This is a genomic window from Mesorhizobium sp. M7D.F.Ca.US.004.01.2.1, assembly GCF_003997785.1.
In the GTDB taxonomy this organism is placed as follows: domain Bacteria; phylum Pseudomonadota; class Alphaproteobacteria; order Rhizobiales; family Rhizobiaceae; genus Mesorhizobium; species Mesorhizobium loti.
The window spans coordinates 1-16,573 of record NZ_RZRQ01000122.1 but is presented as its reverse complement, the minus strand read 5'-3'; the positions used below and the strand labels follow the sequence as shown (position 1 = coordinate 16,573).

Here is a 16,573-nt window from a genome sequence, read left to right as displayed (position 1 = left end):
GGAAAGCGCCGAAATGCTGCAAGATCTGGTTGTGATCGCCGGCCGGGTTAAGCCGGTCGTAGACATAAGCGTTCCACGCCTCGAAATTCTGCGAGGCGGGGTCGGGACGCTCACGGTTGCCGTCACCTTGATAGGTGAACTCGATGACGTCGCGCGGGCCGCAATAGGGGCAAGTGATCAACATTGGATTCTATTCTTCTTGTTTGACCATGATCTTATCGGAAAACCGGCATCCACTTTTCCGGATCAAGGTCTAATGCAGCCTGGGGTTTGCACCCTGGCCCTTGTCGTCGATCACCAGGCCGCGGTGGAAGCGGTCGAGCGTGAAGGGGGCGTTGAGGCCGTGCGGTTGGTCCTTGGCGATGGTCCAGGCAAAGCACCAGCCGGAAGCCGGCGTCGCCTTGAAGCCGCCATAGCACCAGCCGCAGTTGAGATACATGCCGGGCAGGGGACCGGTGGTGATGATCGGCGAGCCGTCCATCGACATATCGCAAACACCGCCCCAGGAGCGCAGCATGCGCACGCGGGCAAGGCCCGGAAACAGCGCCAGCATCTCGCTCATCACCTCGTCCACAACAGGCAAATTGCCGCGCTGGGCGTAGCTATTGTAGCCGTCGATGTCGCCGCCATAGATGAGACCGCCCTTGTCTGACTGCGACATGTAGAAATGGCCCATGCCGAAGGTCACGACCGTGTCGATGAAGGGTTTCAGCGATTCGGTGACGAAGGCTTGCAGCACATGGCTCTCGATCGGCATCGTCTCGATGCCGGCCAGCTGCATGACGCGTCCGGTGCTGCCGGCGACCGCAACCGCCACCTTCTTGGCGCGGATGTCGCCACGCGAGGTGGACACGCCGGTGATGCGGTCGCCGTCGCGCAGGAAGCCGGTGACCTCGCAATTCTCGATGATGTCGACGCCGCGGCGATCGGCGCCGCGCGCATAGCCCCAGGCCACCGCATCGTGACGGGCGGTGCCGGCGCGCCGTTGCATCAGGCCGCCGACCACGGGGAAGCGTGCATCATCAGAGATATCGAGCGCCGGGATCAGGCGTTTGATCTCAGCCTTCGTCATCAGTTCGGCGTCGACGCCGAGATGGCGCATGGCGTTGCCGCGCCTGGCGTAGTCGTCGAACTGGGCCGGGGTGTGCGCCAGGTTCAGGCAGCCGCGTTGCGAGAACATGACGTTGTAGTTGAGCTCGTGCGACAGGTTCTCCCACAGTTTCATCGAATGTTCGTAGAAGCGGGTGTTGGCCGGCAGCAGATAGTTCGAGCGCACGGCCGTGGTGTTGCGGCCGACATTGCCGGAGCCGAGCCAGCCCTTTTCCACAACCGCGACATTGGTGATGCCATGTTCCTTGGCGAGATAGTAGGCGGTGGCCAGACCGTGGCCGCCGCCGCCGATAATGATGACATCATAGGACGCCTTCGGATCCGGCTTGCGCCAGGCTGGTTTCCAGTCCTTGTTTCCCTTGAGCGCGTTCGCGAGCAGCGAAAAGGCCGAGTACTCTGCCATTGATGTCATCCGGTTCGGGCGATGCGGCAGACTATAGAGCAGGCCGCATCCGCAAAGCCAATATTGCGCCATTGCCTTTCGACTGGCCGACGCATTGCTCAGGGATCAACAGGGACAATGATCGGATGAGCCGCCGATCAGGCCGGGGTGAGTGATCGATGCGACGGCTTGCCCCATGATATGGCCGTCTTTATCAAGGACAGGCTTTCAAATTGCCTTTGCCGTCCATGAGTCGCCAACAAGTCATGCTTTTCCGATTGCTTCGTCTCATTTTGATCCTCACGCTTGTCGTATCGGCGCCGCCGTCGTTCGATGCGGTGGCACAAGGGCTTGGCCAGGCGCCTGCCGGACTGGTCGCCGACCAGCAGAAGATCCTGCAGAGCCTGACGACCAAGACCGACAATTTCGAGAAGCAGATCCAGCAGGACGCCGAGGACGACGGCAGCCTCGTCGATATCCGCTTGCAGTTGGAGGAACTGTCACACCAATCGCTGAACAGCGCGCTGGCCTTCCGCACACGCCTTGGCGAGATCAACAGCCGGCTCGAGCAGCTTGGCGCTGCGCCCGCCGCCGGCCAGCCGCCGGAGCCTGACATCGTCAGCGGCGAACGCCAGGCGCTGGTGTCGGAAAAGGCGGAAATCAACTCGGTCATCGCCGTGGCGCAAACGCTCTCTATCCGCATCAGCGGGCTGATCGACAAGATCGGCAACATGCGCAGCGAGCTGTTCCGTAACCTTTTGACCAAGCGCTACGTGCTGTCCGATGCACTGAGCCCGCAGGTGTTCTCCGACGCCAGGGATGAATTCGGCAATTTCTACAAGGCGGTGTCGTCCTGGCTGAGCTTCGCCTTCAAGTTCAAGTTCCAGGCTATCCTGGCGGCAACCTTCGTGGCGCTCGGGCTGGCACTGGTGCTGCTGGTTGGCGGCAGGCGCCTGTTCGGGCGCGTGTTCGAGGCCGACCCCACCAATGAAGACCCGTCCTATCTCAGCCGCCTGTCGGTGGCCTTCTGGTCGACATTACTGCCGACGCTGGCGGTCGGCGCCTTTCTCGGCTCGACCATCTTCTTTTTCAATTATTACAATGTTTTGCGGGGCGACATTGGTCTGTTCCTCAATGCGCTGGCGGCCGTCATCGGGGTTGTGTTCTGCGTTAACCGGCTGACCAATGCAGCACTGTCGCCGCGACTGCCGAACTGGCGCCTTATACCGGTCGAAACGGGGCCGGCGCGCTGGCTGGTGCGGTTGACGACCGCCATGGCGGTGGTCATCGGCTTCAACTATTTCCTGTCGATCGTTAACGACAAGATGGGCTCGCCGCTTTCGCTGACCATCGCCCGCAGTTTCGGCGCCACCATCATCGTCGGCGTCATCCTGATCCTGATGGCGATGCTGAGGCCTTTCAAAGCGCGTGACGGAAGCTGGCGGCCGTGGCCGGCGTGGCTGCGATATACATCACTTGCGCTTGGCCTGTTCACCATAGTCGCCGCACTGCTCGGCTATATCGGTCTTGGCCTGTTTGTCTCTTCGCAGGTCGTCGTCACGGGCACCGTCTTGATCACCGCCTATATCGGCTTCCTGTCGGCGCGGGCGATCGGCGAGGAGGGCGCTTTCGCCAACACCTCCGTCGGGCGCTGGCTGTCGGCCAATTCTAGCTACGAGGACACCGCGCTCGACCAGCTCGGCCTTGTCGTCAGCGTCGCTATCAATGTGATGATCGTTCTGGTGTTCCTGCCGTTGATCCTGCTGATGTGGGGCTTCCAGCCTGGCGACATCGAGGCCTGGGCCTACAAGCTAGCAACCGGGATCAATATCGGCTCGGTGACGATTTCGGTCACCGGCATCCTTTCGGGCATCGTCGTCTTCGTCATCGGCTATTTCCTGACGCGCTGGTTCCAGGGCTGGCTCGACGGTTCGGTGATGGCGCGCGGCAAGGTCGATACCGGGGTGCGCAATTCGATCCGGCTGGCGGTCGGCTATGCCGGCGTCGCGCTTGCGGCCCTCGTCGGCATCTCGGCGGCGGGCATCGACCTGTCCAGTCTTGCTCTGGTCGCCGGTGCTCTTTCCCTCGGTATCGGTTTTGGCCTGCAGAATGTGGTGTCCAATTTCGTCTCCGGCCTGATCCTTTTGGCCGAGCGGCCGTTCAAGGTCGGCGACTGGATCGTCGCCGGCGATGTCAGCGGAACGGTCAAGAAGATCAGCGTGCGCGCCACCGAGATCGAGACCTTCCAGCGGCAGTCGGTGATTCTGCCCAATTCGAACCTGATCAACAACGCCGTCGGCAACTGGACGCACCGCAACAAGCTCGGCCGCGTCGACATCAAGGTCGGCGTCGCCTATGGCAGCGACGTCAAGCAGGTTCATGCCATCCTGCTGGAGATCGCACGCAGCCACCCGCTGGTGCTGAAGAACCCCGAACCCTTCGTGCTGTTTTCCAATTTCGGCACAGCAGCGCTCGAGTTCGAGATCCGCGTGTTCCTGGCCGACGTGATGAACGGCAACATCGCGCAAAACGACATCCGTTTTGCCGTGCTCGAAAGGTTCAGCGGCGAGCACATCGAAATTCCCTCGACGCCGCGCGCCGTCGTCGAGATCCACAAGCCCAAGGCCTGGCCGACCGACGACGACAAGATCGAGGCCGACTTCGCCGAACAGGAACAGGTGAAGGCCGAAGCCGAGGCGGAGAAGAAGCGACTGGCCAAGTCCCGCAAGACCAAGAAACCCGATCCGGACTAGGCCCAGGATCTGTGGCCGCAATCCCGCCGAAAACCAATTGCGGCATGAATGCGGCATTCAGTTGCGGTTCAGCTTCCATCTCATATAAGCTCCCATGCAAAGGCGAAAATGCCTTGCGAAATGCAACAGAGGCGGTGGGAACACCGATATTGCACCATGTGGAAGTCTCTCGTCGCTGCCGTCGCCCTGGTCGCCGCCATCGGCTCGGCCCATGCCGCGAGCGCGGTCAACAAGGACGCCGAGACCCGCACGCTGGTCGTGACCGAGGGCGGCAGCAAGACCGACCTCGCGCTGGCCGGAGGCGAAACGGTTGAGTTCTGCCCGAATGGCTGTTTCGTCACCTTGCCGAACGGCGACCTCGAAGCCCTGACCGGTTCGGAAACCGTCGAAATCTCGGGCGGCGTCGCCCGCATCAAGTAATTCCGACGGCACGATTGGAAAGGCCGGGCAATTTGCTCGGCCTTTTATCGTTTCCGGTAGCGATTGTTTAACAACGACGCCGGAAATACCGCGGTGGCAGCCGCCTACAACCGGGCGTTTTAACGTTCGCTACGCCATCCCCCGCTATACCAGCATCAAGACGCCGAAAAGCGGCGCGCAACGGGATTCCGGTTTCCCGGATCATACGCTGGCAGGGCAGGACGGACATGGATGCGCGGTCGGACAGGAACGCAATACCGCTTGCGGTCGATCTCGATGGCACGCTGATCGCGACCGACCTGTTGTGGGAAGGGCTGTTCATCCTTCTCAAGAAGAACCCGCTCTATATCTTCCTCGTGCCTTTCTGGGCCGCCGGCGGGCCGGCGCGGCTGAAGCAGGCGATCGCGCAGCGCATCGACATCGATCCGGCATCGCTGCCCTATCGCGAGGCGCTGCTTTGCCGCCTCCGGACCGAGCACGCCGAGGGTCGCAAGATCGTGCTGGCGACCGGCACGCCGCGCAAGTTCGCAGACGCAATCGCTAGCCATCTCGGCATATTCGACCGGGTGCTGGCCACCGACGGTCTCGCCAATCTCACCTCGGGCAGGAAGCGCGCCTCGCTGATCGCGGCCTATGGCGATGGCGGCTTCGACTACGCCGGCAACAGTCGCCATGATCTCCAGGTCTTCGACGCCGCGCGCAACGCCATTGTCGTCGCACCCGACCGTCATGCCGCGCGCTGGCAAGCAGCACATGGCGCCGAGACGATGCCGGCGCCGAAGCCGAATTTGCGGACCATCGTCAAGATGCTGCGCGTGCATCAGTGGCTGAAGAACTCGCTGATCGCCGTGCCGATGGTGCTCTCGCACGAATACTTCAATTGGGACATGATCTGGGAATGCCTGCTGGCATTCGTCTCGTTCAGCGCGGTGGCCTCGGCCATCTACATCCTCAACGATTTCTTCGACCTTGCGCTCGACCGCAAGCACCTCACCAAGCGCAACAGGCCGTTCGCCAGCGGTGCGCTATCGATCCCGTTCGGGCTTGGCGCGATCGCGGTGCTTTTGGCGATCGGCATCGGCACGGGGCTGTTTCTGCCGCCCGAATTCCTGGCTGTGCTCGGCGGCTACATGGTCGTCACCACGGCCTATTCGCTGTCGTTCAAGCGCATGCTGCTGGTCGACGTGCTGACGCTCGCCGGTCTCTATACCATTCGCGTTCTGGCCGGTGCGGCGGCGACCGGCGTCGATGTCTCGTTCTGGCTGCTTGCCTTCTCGATCTTCTTCTTCCTGTCGCTGGCGCTGGTGAAGCGCTTTGTCGAACTGCGCACCACCGTCATTCCGCCTGGGGAGCGCATTGCCGGGCGCGGCTATCGCACCGAAGACCAGGAGATCGTCGCCCAGGCCGGCATGGCCTCGGCCTTCTCCTCGGCGCTGGTTCTGGCGCTCTACATGGATAGTGTCGCGGTGCGCGAGCTTTATCCGCATCCGTGGCTGATCTGGCCGCTGGCGCCGATTGTGCTTTATCTCACCATGCGCGTCTGGATCCTGGCACGCCGCAACGAGATGCATGACGATCCGGTCGTCTTCATCATCCGCGACTGGCGCAGCCAGATCGTAGTGCTGATCGGCGCGGTGATGCTGGTCATCGGGGGCTGGTAGGCATGGCCACGGAGCGGTTCCCGAGCTTTGGCCTTGCCACACCGTCGGCGCCACGCGCCATCGGTGCCGATGAGGGGATCGCGCTGCTGAAGGGCGGTCAGGCGAAGCCAGCGTCTTTGCTTGCCTATGGCAATGGCCGCTCCTACGGCGATTCCTGCCAGAACCAGGCCGGCGCGGTCGTCGATATGCGATCGCAGAACCGGATCCGCTCCTTCAACGCCGAAACCGGTGTTCTCGAGGCGGATGCCGGCGTGCTGTTATCCGACATCATCGCCCACGCTGCCCCTTACGGCTTCTTCCCGGCGGTTGTGCCAGGCACCCAATTCGTCACGCTCGGCGGCGCCATCGCCAATGACGTGCATGGCAAGAACCATCACCGGCGCGGCACCTTCGGCTGCCATGTCGAGACCTTCACGCTGCTCAGGTCCGACGGAAAGACCCACCGCTGCTCGGCATCGGGCAATGCGCGGCTGTTTGCGGCGACGATCGGTGGCATGGGGCTGACCGGTCTCATCCTGTCGGCCTCGATCCGGCTGATGCGGGTTCCTTCCCTCGACATCGTCGAGAAGACGACGCCGTTTCGCGACCTCGGCGAATTTTTCGGCCTGGCCGAGGCTGCCGATCAGGCCAATGAATACGCCGTTGCCTGGATCGACCAGCTTGCCGGCGGTCGCAACAGCGGTCGCGGGTTGCTGTTGTCAGGCAATCACGCCGAGCACGGCTCGCATGCCGCCTCGCGTGCCGGCGGCAATCTCTCGGTGCCGGTCCAGCCGCCGTTCAATGTGCTCAATCGGCCGTTCCTGACCACCTTCAACGCCGCTTACAGGTGGAAGAAGGGGCGCTCGACGGCGCCGCGCCAGACCGGCTACCAGGGCTTCTTCTTTCCGCTCGACGGCGTGCGCGACTGGAACCGGCTTTACGGGCCGAAAGGGCTTTTCCAGCACCAGAGCGTGGTGCCGGAAGAGGCGGCGCGCGACGCCGTGCCGGCACTGCTGGCGGCTGCAAGGCAAGCCGGGCAGGGCTCGTTCCTCACCGTGCTGAAACGCTTCGGCTCCATCCGCTCGCCGGCGCTGCTCTCGTTCCCGCGCCCCGGCTACACGCTGACGCTGGATTTCCCCAACAGGGGGGCTGCGACGCTCGTCTTGTTGCGGGACCTCGATCGCATCACGGTCGAGGCGGGCGGCGCGGTCAACCCCTACAAGGACGCCCGCATGGGCGCCGACATCTTCGCTTCGTCCTTTCCCGAATGGCCGCGGCTGGAGGCGCTTCGCGATCCTGCCTTCATGTCCGACTTCTGGGCGCGGACGGCAAGGAAGCTGGACACGCGGCGAGGTGTGGTCGAGGCGGCGGAATAGATAAAACTCGAGTAATTCTTGGTTACCGAATCGTTAAATCCACGATTCACTCAAAACATTCTTGTGGCTTCACTAAATGTTTGCGGGTTTGTAATAGGAAGCGTGAAGGGGTGGCTTAGAACACATGAAATACATCGTCTTCATTCTCTTTACGGTCATGACCAATGCCGCCGCGCAGCTGATGCTGAAGCAAGGCATGATGTCGCTCGGGCCGATCTCGTTCGAGGGCGTCAATCCGCTGGTCAAGCTGTTGCAGATCGTCTTCAGCCCGTGGGTGTTCCTGGGCCTCTGCACCTTTGTCATCTCGATGGCCTCGCATCTCTATGTGCTGTCCAAGGTCGAGCTTTCCTTCGCCTATCCGTTCCTCAGCCTCGCCTATGTCGCCGTCGCCATCTTCGCCTATTTCGTCTTCCGCGAGGATCTCAATGGCTGGCGCATCGCCGGCATCGCCTTCATCTGCGTCGGCACGGTGCTGATCGCGCAGAGCGGGCGAGAGCGTGAGGACCAGGCGGCTTCCATCACGCCCGACAAGATCCAAGCAAACGAGATCGTTCGATGAGACATGTGATTTTCGGCGGCGACGGTTTCGTCGGCTGCCACCTTGCCCCGAAGCTTGTGGCCGATGGTGAAGAGGTTGTCGTCGCTGACATCGTCAAGAGCGACCTGCCGCATTACCGTAGCGTCCGCTTTATCCAATGCGACGTCACCGATCCGGCGTCGGTCGCTTCGGTTGGGCTCAAGGCCGACGACATGATCTACAATCTGTCGGCCAAGATGCTGTCGCCGATCCAGGTGCGCGCAAAGCGGCACGATTTCTTCTTTCCGGTGAATTTCCATGGCACCGAGCACATCATGCAGGCCATGGACAGAGCCGGCGCAGCCAAGCTCGTCCACTACACGACCGATATGATCTACGGCCACACGGTCACCCAGCCGATGACCGAAGAACATCCGGTCGCGCCGCTTGGCGAATATGGCTGGTCGAAGCAGAAGACCGAGGAGCTGGCGGCCGAATGGCGCAAGCGCGGCATGTCGATCTCGCTGTTCCGTCCACGGCTGATCATCGGTCCCGGCCGGCTCGGCATCCTGGAAAAACTGTTCAAGCTGATCGACTGGAGTTTGCCGGTGCCGATGATCGGTTCGGGCAGGAACCCCTATCAGTTCATTTCTGTTTTCGATTGTGCGGAAGCTGCCCGCGCGGCTTGGAAAGCCGGTGTGCCCAATGAGGCCTATAATTTGGGTTCGCTCAACCCGCCGCCGGTGAAGAAGCTGCTCGGCGACCTGATCAGGCACGCCGGCTCGAAATCGATCCTGATCCCGACACCGGGCTGGGCGGTCAAGCGCACGCTCGACCTGCTCGACCTGATGAACATGCCGATCATGGACCCGGAGCAATATCTGATCGCCGACGAGGAGTGCGTGCTCGACGTGTCGAAGGCCGGGCGTCAGCTCGGCTGGGTGCCGCAATATCGCGACGAGGACATGCTGATCGCCGCCTACAGCGAGTACCGCGCCAAGAAGGCCGGTCACGCTGTCGCCATCAAACATGTGCCCGCCGAATAGCGGCTCGCAAAACAGCTTTCGTAGCGCCCGATCCTGGTCGTGCGTGCAGACAGGAGATTGAAATGACCGTCATGGCCAAGCCCGAACAGACCAATGTGCGCACCATGGTCAGCGCGCCGTCGTTGTCGCCCGCCACCATCGCCAAACCCGACCTGATCAGCGTCGAGCAGGCCAAGGCGATGGATGTCGCCCGTATGACCGACCTGTTCAAGGCGCATCTCAACCCCGGCCAGCTGCATTTCATGAAGCTGCTCGGCTTCCACAAGATCAAGATCGAGCGCGCCGAAGGCATGTTCTACATCGACCAGAACGGCCGCAAGATCCTCGATTTCTTCGGTGGCTTCGGTTCGCTGGCCTTCGGCCACAACCATCCGCGCATTCTGGAAGCACGCAAGAAATTCCAGGAGGAGAAGCGCCAGGAAATCGCCATCGCCTTCATGTCGCAATATGCGGCAGCACTGGCGCACAACATCGCCAAGTGCTCGCCCGGCGATCTCGACATGGTGTTTTTGGGCTCGTCCGGCTCGGAAGCCATGGAAGCGGCGGTGAAGCTCGCCGAGCGCGCCGCCGGCCCAAAGCGGCCGAAGATCGTCTATGCCGAGAATTCCTTCCACGGCAAGACCAAGGGTGTGCTGGGCATCACCGACGGCCAGCTTTATCGCGCCGACTTCAAGATGGCCGATAACACCGTCCGCATTCCGTTCGCCGACATCGAGGCGGTCGAGCGCCTGTTCCGCTCCGACCCGGAGGTCGGCGTCATCGTGCTCGAAACCATCCAGGGCGGCGGCGGCATCATCCAGGCGCCCGCCGAATATTGGCAGAAGCTGCGCGCGCTGTGCGACCAGTACGGCGTGCTGTGGGTCGCAGACGAAGTGCAGTGCGGCTATGGCCGCTCGGGCCGCTTCTATGCCTTCGAACATTACGGCGTCATTCCGGATGTGACCGCGCTGGCCAAGTCGCTCGGCGCCGGCAAGGCGGCTGTGGGTGCGATGATTGCCAGGCGCGAGGTCTATATGAAGGCCTATGGCACGCCGAAGACGGCGATGATCCATGCCATGGCGACCTTCGGCGGCATGGGCGAAGCCTGCGTCACCGCGATCGAGGGGCTCAACGTGCTCTATGATGAGGGGTTGATCGACAATGCCGCCGTCACTGGCGACTATCTGTTGCAGCGGCTGCAGGCGCTTAGGGAAAAATACCCGAAGATCATCAAGGATGTGCGCGGCAAGGGTTTTATGATCGGCCTGGAGTTCCACGACTTCTCGCAGACCTTGCCGATGGTGCTGCGGCCGATCGTCAGCGTGCTCGACGACAAGCTGAAGGGCTCGTTGTCTGGCTTCGTCGGCGCGCTGCTGTTGCGCGATTATGACGTGCTCGTCGCCTTCACCGAGTACAACCGCAACGTCATCCGGCTCGAACCGCCGCTGATCTGCCAGCGCGAGCATGTCGACCGCTTCGTCGATGCCTTCGACAGTCTGCTGTCGCGCGGCATCGTGTCGATCGTGAAGGATTTCGTCAAAAGCCAAGTCCGTTAGAAACGAAGTTCGCTGAGCTCGACAATGCTGACCAGGTCGCCCGCACCGAACAACCCACTCGACCGGCTCACCGCGGCCGGTCTGGCGTGGGGCGAGGGGACCTATGCGCGGTTGGCAGCACCGATCGGTGCGGCGGCCTTCGCGCTCTACATCTTCTTTACAGCGTTCACCGCCTGGGTGATGCCAGACGCCAACTGGGACATGCTGCCCTATCTCGCCATAGGAGAGGAAGGCACCTATCCCGATGCCCAGGCGCTGCACGACTATGCCTACAACACCGTCAAATCAGGCGTTTCAGCTAGCGACTACAAGGCGCTGACCGATGATGGCAGCCGCTTCCGCAGCCACATGACGGAGAATGCCGCCGACTTCCGTTCTCTGCTCGGGATGTACCGGATCAAGTTCCTTTATGCCGAGATTCTGTCGACGATGAGCGCGGTGATGTCGCCGGTCGAGGCGATGCGCCTGTTACAGGTGTTTTCCGTGCTGCTGTTCGGCGCGATCGCCCTGATGTGGCTGCGCTCCGAGGGAGCGCTGGCCTTGGCGCCTTTGATCGGTGCGGTGCTGATCATGGCTGATTTCGGCGATGCGGCTCGTGCCTCGACGCCGGATCTGCTCACTTCAGCGCTGTTGCTTGGCGGGATCTACGCCTATGTCCGCGGCCGCGAGGTGGCGACGGCGATCCTGCTCTTTCTCGCCTTCATGGTGCGGCCGGACAATATTGTTTTCCTCGCTGTGTTTGCTGTGCTGCTGGTCGCGTACCGGCAGAGGGCATGGGGTGCGTTGGCCGGTTTTGCCGCTTCCTTCGTTGCCTATTTCGCCATTTCGCACTGGGCCCATCATCCCGGCTGGTGGCCACATCTGTGGTTCTCCAGCATCGAACAGCACTACAATATGGACGGGTTCGAGCCGCCATTCTCGGTGGTCGCCTATCTCAGGGCCTTCGCCACCTCGCTGCTGCGCGCCGTCAGCCTGAACAGCTGGGTCGGTGTGTCGGTGCTGGCACTGGCCGGCTGGTTTGCCGCCGCCCGCGCCGGCTTCCGCCTCGATCGCCGCGCCGGCATCCTGTTTGCGGCACTGGTGCTCGGTGCGCTGGCGAAGTTCACCGTCTTCCCGATCCACGACACCCGCATCTATTTCCCCCATCTGATCCCGCCATTCCTGTTGCTGGCGACGCCGTTCATGGCGCTGTGGGCAGCCGTGGCTCGCGGCCAGAATCGCGCCGCCATGCAAATCATTCCCGGAGACAAGTCATGAGGTCGCTATCCAGCCTGGCGCGCATTGCCCTGTCGCTTGGTCTTCCGAAGGGGGTTCTCGATCGCGGCCCGTCGCTGCGCGGCACGAAGTTCCTGGCCAAGGCGGCGCTGAAGGCGCGCTTTGGTGGGGCAGGGCGACCGTTCCAGATGGTCAATGTCGGCGCCTGCGACGGCGCACTGTTCGACGATGTGACGCCGTGGCTGCACCGCATAGCTGGCGCACGCGCCATGCTGGTCGAGCCGATCCCGTACAATCAGAAACGACTGCGCGCTAACTACCCCGACACCAGCCGGTTCGTCATCGAGCCGGTGGCGGTGACAAAGGCCAAGGGCACGATCACCGTCCATACCTTCGATGCCGCCGCACTCGAGGCCGGCACGCTGCCGATCGAGTTCATCGGCTGCTCGTCGGTCACCGACACCAATCTGATGTCGGGCAAGAATGCCTGGGGCGAGGCCGACACCAATTTCAACAAGTTCGCACCACATCTCAGGGACATCGAGGTGCCATCCGAGACCCTGCAGACGCTGCTCGATCGCAACGGCATCACCCATATCGACGCCTTCCTCGTCGATTGCGAGGGCGCCGACTGGATCGTCTTCGAACAGCTCGACCTCAAGCGCTACCGCCCCGGCATGATCAAGGTCGAGGTCGGCGCGCTGCCCGCCCCGGAGATCGGCCAGGTCGTGGTCAAGCTGAAGACGGCGGGCTACCAGGTCGGCTTCCAGGCCGAGGACGTCTGGGCCTTCGCCTGAGCTGATCCAGCGAAAAGAGAGCCGCACAAGGCGCCCGGTGTGAACCATTCGGCCGTCTGGTCGCTCGGCTTTTTGCCAATGTCGCAAACAGGCTTCAATCGTCCTGCCGCTCGGCCCTATAGTCCGCCCGCTTTATCACTTTGGAGTCGCGGGCAATGGCAGAGTTTCCGAAAAAGGCGAAGGTCGTCATCGTCGGCCTGGGCGGTATTGTGGGCGCATCGATCGCGCATCATCTGATCGAACGTGGCTGGGACGATATCGTCGGCATCGACAAATCAGGCATCCCGACCGATATCGGCTCGACCGCGCACGCCTCCGACTTCTGCTACACGACCAGCCATGATTTCCTGTCGTGCTGGACGACGCTCTACTCCATCGATTTCTACGAAAAGATGGGCCACTACGCGCGCATAGGCGGCCTCGAAGTCGCGCGCGTCGGCGACGACAGCCGCATGGAAGAGATCAAGCGCAAGATCGCCTCGGCCAAGGCGTTTGGCACGCGCGCCCGGCTGATCGAACCGGCAGAGATCAAGGAAAAATTTCCGCTGATCGAAGAAACGATGGTGCAGGGCGGCCTGTGGGATCCCGATGCTGGTCTCGTCATTCCGCGCTCGCAGACCGTCGCCGGCAAGCTGGTCGACCAGGCGGAAGCCTCGGGCAAGCTCAAATCCTTCGCCAACACATCGGCCAGGTCGCTCGTCGTCAAGGACGGCCGTATCACCGGCGTGGTGACCGATCGCGGCACCATCGAGGCAGACTATGTCGTCGTCTGCACCGGCATTTGGGGCCGGCTGATCGCGGAGATGGTCGGCGAAGACCTGCCGGTCATGCCGATCGACCATCCGCTGACCTTCTTTGGCCCCTACAATGAGTTCGCCGGCACCGGCAAGGAGATCGGCTGGCCGCTGCTGCGCGACCAGGGCAACTCGGCCTATATGCGCGACACAGGCGACCCCAAGACCGCCGAGGGCGGGCAGATCGAATGGGGTTATTATGAAGAGACCAATCCGCGCCTTTGCCATCCGCGCGACCTCTTGGAGAAGGACCAGGCGCGGCTTTCGCCTTCGCAGCGCGATCTCGACATGGAGCAGATCCTGGCGCCGCTCGAACGTGCCATGGAACTGACGCCGATCCTCGGCGAACTCGGCTATAATGAAAGCCATTCCTTCAACGGCTTGCTGCAGGTGACGGCCGACGGCGGCCCGTCGATGGGCGAAAGCCAGAAGGTGCGAGGCCTGTGGTATGCCGTCGCCATCTGGGTCAAGGATGGCCCGGGCATGGGCAAGCTCATCGCCGACTGGATGACCGACGGCCGCACCGCGATCGATCATCACGCCATCGACTATGCGCGCTTCTATCCGCACCAGACGAAGGAGCAGTTCATCTGGGATCGCTGCACCGAGACGGCGATGAAGGTCTATAATCCGGCGGTGCATCCGCGCGAACCCTTCTCCAAAGCCCGCAACATCCGGCGCTCGCCGTTCTGGGAGCGCGAGAAGGAACTCGGGGGCTATTTCATGGAGCTGGGCGGCTGGGAGCGTGCCCATGGCTACGCCGCCAACGAGCACCTCTTGGAGAAATACGGCAACCGGGTGCCCGCGCGTGAGAACGAGTGGGACAACCGCCATTTCTGGCGCGTCTCCAATGCCGAACATCTCGCCATGAGCGAGGATTGCGGCATCGTCAACCTGTCGCATTTCGCCATGTACGACATCGAAGGTCCCGACCATGTCGCGCTGCTGGAATGGCTGTGCGCGGCCAAGATCGGCGGCGACAACAACATCGGCAAGGGCATCTACACCCACTTCCTCGACGAGGAAGGCATGGTGCGCGCCGACTTTACCGTCATCCGCATGGCCGACCACTGTCGTTTGATCGACGGGGCGGACGCCGGCCCACGCGACTTCCAGTACATGCGCCGCACGGCGCAGGACAAAGGTTTTGATGTCACCATCACCGACGTGACCGAGAAGTATGTCACCGTCGGCATCTGGGGGCCGAACGCCCGAGCGACCTTGCAGAAGGTGGTCGAGAATCCGGACGGTCTTTCGCTCGAGAACTTCCCGTTCGCGGCGATCAAGCCGGTCAGGATCGGCGGCAAGGACGTCACTGCTTTCCGCATCTCCTATGTCGGCGAGCAGGGCTGGGAGCTGCACATGCGCTACGAGGACGGCCTGGCCGTCTGGGATGCCTTGCGCTCGACCGGCGTCATGCCCTTCGGCGTCGAGACCTATGCCAACACGCGCCGCATGGAAAAGAGCCTGCGGCTGCAGAACGCCGACCTTTTGACCGAGTACAATCTGCTCGAAGCGGATCTCGCCCGTCCGAAGGTCAAAGAGAACGACTTTTGCGGCAAGGCCAGGCATGTCGAGTTCCGTGCCCGCGAGCACCAGCCGGCCATGCTGTGTACGCTGGTGATGACCGAAAACGTCGATTCAAAAGGCGTTGCCCGTTATCCCGTCGGTACCATGCCGGTGATGGACCCGAAGACCGGCGAGACGCTGGTCGACGAACTCGGCCGCCGGTCCTTCACCACATCGATGGCGTACGGCCCGACCATAGGCAAGAACATCGGCCTTGCCTATCTGCCGTGGGCGTACGCGCAGGAAGGCCGCAAGCTCACCATCGAGTATTTTGGCGAAACCTATCCCGTCGAAGTGGCCGCTGTCGGCTACAAGCCGCTCTATGATCCGGAGAATTTGAAGCCGCGCAGCTGAGTGCTCGCAGGCGCAAAAGGCACGAAGCAAAAGCCTGGCATCGGCCGGGCTTTTCTCTTTTTAAACACGCTGTTTTCGCCTACCCTTGCGGCATGTCTGCTTTTGTGTGCGCAAGACATTTCCTTTCAGGCTGCGCCGCGTTCGCGCTGACGCTCTGGCTGGCGCCAGTGTCCCTCGCGGATGAGCCTGTCGATGTCGAGTTGGTGCTGGCCGTCGACGTTTCGCTGTCGATGTCGCCGGAGGAGCTCGAGATCCAGCGTCACGGCTACGCAGCCGCCTTGACGCACGACAATGTGCTGCAGGCCATTGCCGATGGCGCCTATGGCAAGATCGCCGTCACCTATGTCGAATGGGCCGGCACCACCTGGCAGCGTGTCATTGTGCCGTGGACGGTGATCGCCAGCCGCACCGATGCGGAGCGCGTGGTTGCGCAATTGTCCGCGCAGCCGCCCAACAGCGCGCGACGCACCTCGATCTCCGGCGCGCTCGAGTTCGGCAACGACCTGTTCGCCGAAAGCGGCTACCAGGGAACGAAGCGGGTCATCGACATTTCGGGCGACGGTCCCAACAACCAGGGCGCGCCGGTCAACCTCACCCGCGATGGGCTGATCAAGCAAGGCATCGTCATCAACGGTCTGCCGCTGATGACCCGAGGCGGTTTTTCCGGCGCCTACGACGTCAATAATCTCGATCGCTACTACAGCGACTGCGTCATTGGTGGTCCGGGAGCCTTCATGATCCCGGTCAACGATTGGACGCAGTTTCCCGAAGCCATCCGCCGCAAGCTGGTGCTGGAACTCGCCGGTCCGGCCTCGCCGCAATGGGCGGCGGAAGAAGCCGCGCATCCGCCAGTTGTATTGGCGCAGGACAGGCCCGCCACCGACTGCCTGGTCGGCGAGAAAATGTGGCGCAACCGCAGCTGGATGTTCGACAGCCGCTAAAGCGCGTCACGTTTGAACGGATTCAGGCGACGCGCTTTAGCTCTTTGTTTTTATGCATGTCGTTCTCCCAAAACCGGGGCCCCTTTTGGGCGACATGCATTAGGCGGCCGAAGCATTGGCAAAA

The 16,573-nt window shown here is 62.3% G+C and carries 13 protein-coding genes; 11 read left to right on the top strand and 2 right to left on the bottom strand.

The annotated features are described in order from the left end of the window. Positions 1-184, bottom strand: a 184-nt coding sequence (locus tag EN993_RS17960) for a sarcosine oxidase subunit delta (protein WP_206532383.1), incomplete at its 3' end; no start/stop codon positions are given. A 69-nt stretch (positions 185-253) separates the two neighbouring features. After that, positions 254-1,513 (bottom strand): sarcosine oxidase subunit beta, encoded by a 1,260-nt coding sequence (locus EN993_RS17955; RefSeq protein ID WP_127264455.1) that lies wholly within the window; start codon positions 1,511-1,513, stop codon positions 254-256. 245 nt (positions 1,514-1,758) lie between these two features. Between EN993_RS17955 and EN993_RS17950 the strand changes: the two genes are divergently transcribed. The 11 genes from EN993_RS17950 (at position 1,759) to EN993_RS17900 (ending at position 16,449) form a co-directional block, all read left to right on the top strand. After that, positions 1,759-4,245, top strand: a complete 2,487-nt coding sequence (locus tag EN993_RS17950; RefSeq protein WP_126069414.1) for a mechanosensitive ion channel family protein — start codon at positions 1,759-1,761, stop codon at positions 4,243-4,245. 156 nt (positions 4,246-4,401) lie between these two features. Beyond that, complete coding sequence (locus EN993_RS17945) at positions 4,402-4,665, top strand: hypothetical protein (protein WP_056596396.1); 264 nt, start codon at positions 4,402-4,404, stop codon at positions 4,663-4,665. A gap of 227 nt (positions 4,666-4,892) precedes the next feature. After that, on the top strand, positions 4,893-6,326 hold the full coding sequence (locus EN993_RS17940) for a UbiA family prenyltransferase (RefSeq protein WP_127264454.1): 1,434 nt from the start codon (positions 4,893-4,895) through the stop codon (positions 6,324-6,326). A 2-nt stretch (positions 6,327-6,328) separates the two neighbouring features. Then, positions 6,329-7,681, top strand: a complete 1,353-nt coding sequence (locus tag EN993_RS17935; protein ID WP_127264453.1) for an FAD-binding oxidoreductase — start codon at positions 6,329-6,331, stop codon at positions 7,679-7,681. A 124-nt stretch (positions 7,682-7,805) separates the two neighbouring features. Next, positions 7,806-8,240, top strand: coding sequence for an EamA family transporter (locus EN993_RS17930; RefSeq protein WP_109667844.1), 435 nt, complete (start codon positions 7,806-7,808; stop codon positions 8,238-8,240). Next, positions 8,237-9,244, top strand: a complete 1,008-nt coding sequence (locus EN993_RS17925; RefSeq protein WP_127264452.1) for an NAD(P)-dependent oxidoreductase — start codon at positions 8,237-8,239, stop codon at positions 9,242-9,244. The genes EN993_RS17930 and EN993_RS17925 overlap by 4 nt, the downstream gene beginning before the upstream one ends. Positions 9,245-9,348: 104 nt before the next feature. Beyond that, positions 9,349-10,779 carry an aspartate aminotransferase family protein gene (locus tag EN993_RS17920; RefSeq protein ID WP_245468887.1) on the top strand — a complete coding sequence of 477 codons (1,431 nt, stop codon included), beginning with the start codon at positions 9,349-9,351 and terminating at the stop codon, positions 10,777-10,779. A 24-nt stretch (positions 10,780-10,803) separates the two neighbouring features. Further along, positions 10,804-12,036 (top strand): glycosyltransferase 87 family protein, encoded by a 1,233-nt coding sequence (locus tag EN993_RS17915; RefSeq protein ID WP_127264450.1) that lies wholly within the window; start codon positions 10,804-10,806, stop codon positions 12,034-12,036. Next, positions 12,033-12,791 (top strand): FkbM family methyltransferase, encoded by a 759-nt coding sequence (locus tag EN993_RS17910; protein WP_127264449.1) that lies wholly within the window; start codon positions 12,033-12,035, stop codon positions 12,789-12,791. The genes EN993_RS17915 and EN993_RS17910 overlap by 4 nt, the downstream gene beginning before the upstream one ends. 155 nt (positions 12,792-12,946) lie before the next feature. Further along, entirely contained in the window at positions 12,947-15,508 is a 2,562-nt protein-coding gene (locus tag EN993_RS17905; protein WP_127264448.1) for an FAD-dependent oxidoreductase, read from the top strand. 92 nt (positions 15,509-15,600) lie between these two features. Next, entirely contained in the window at positions 15,601-16,449 is an 849-nt protein-coding gene (locus tag EN993_RS17900) for a DUF1194 domain-containing protein (RefSeq protein WP_164757700.1), read from the top strand. Positions 16,450-16,573: the final 124 nt, after the last annotated feature.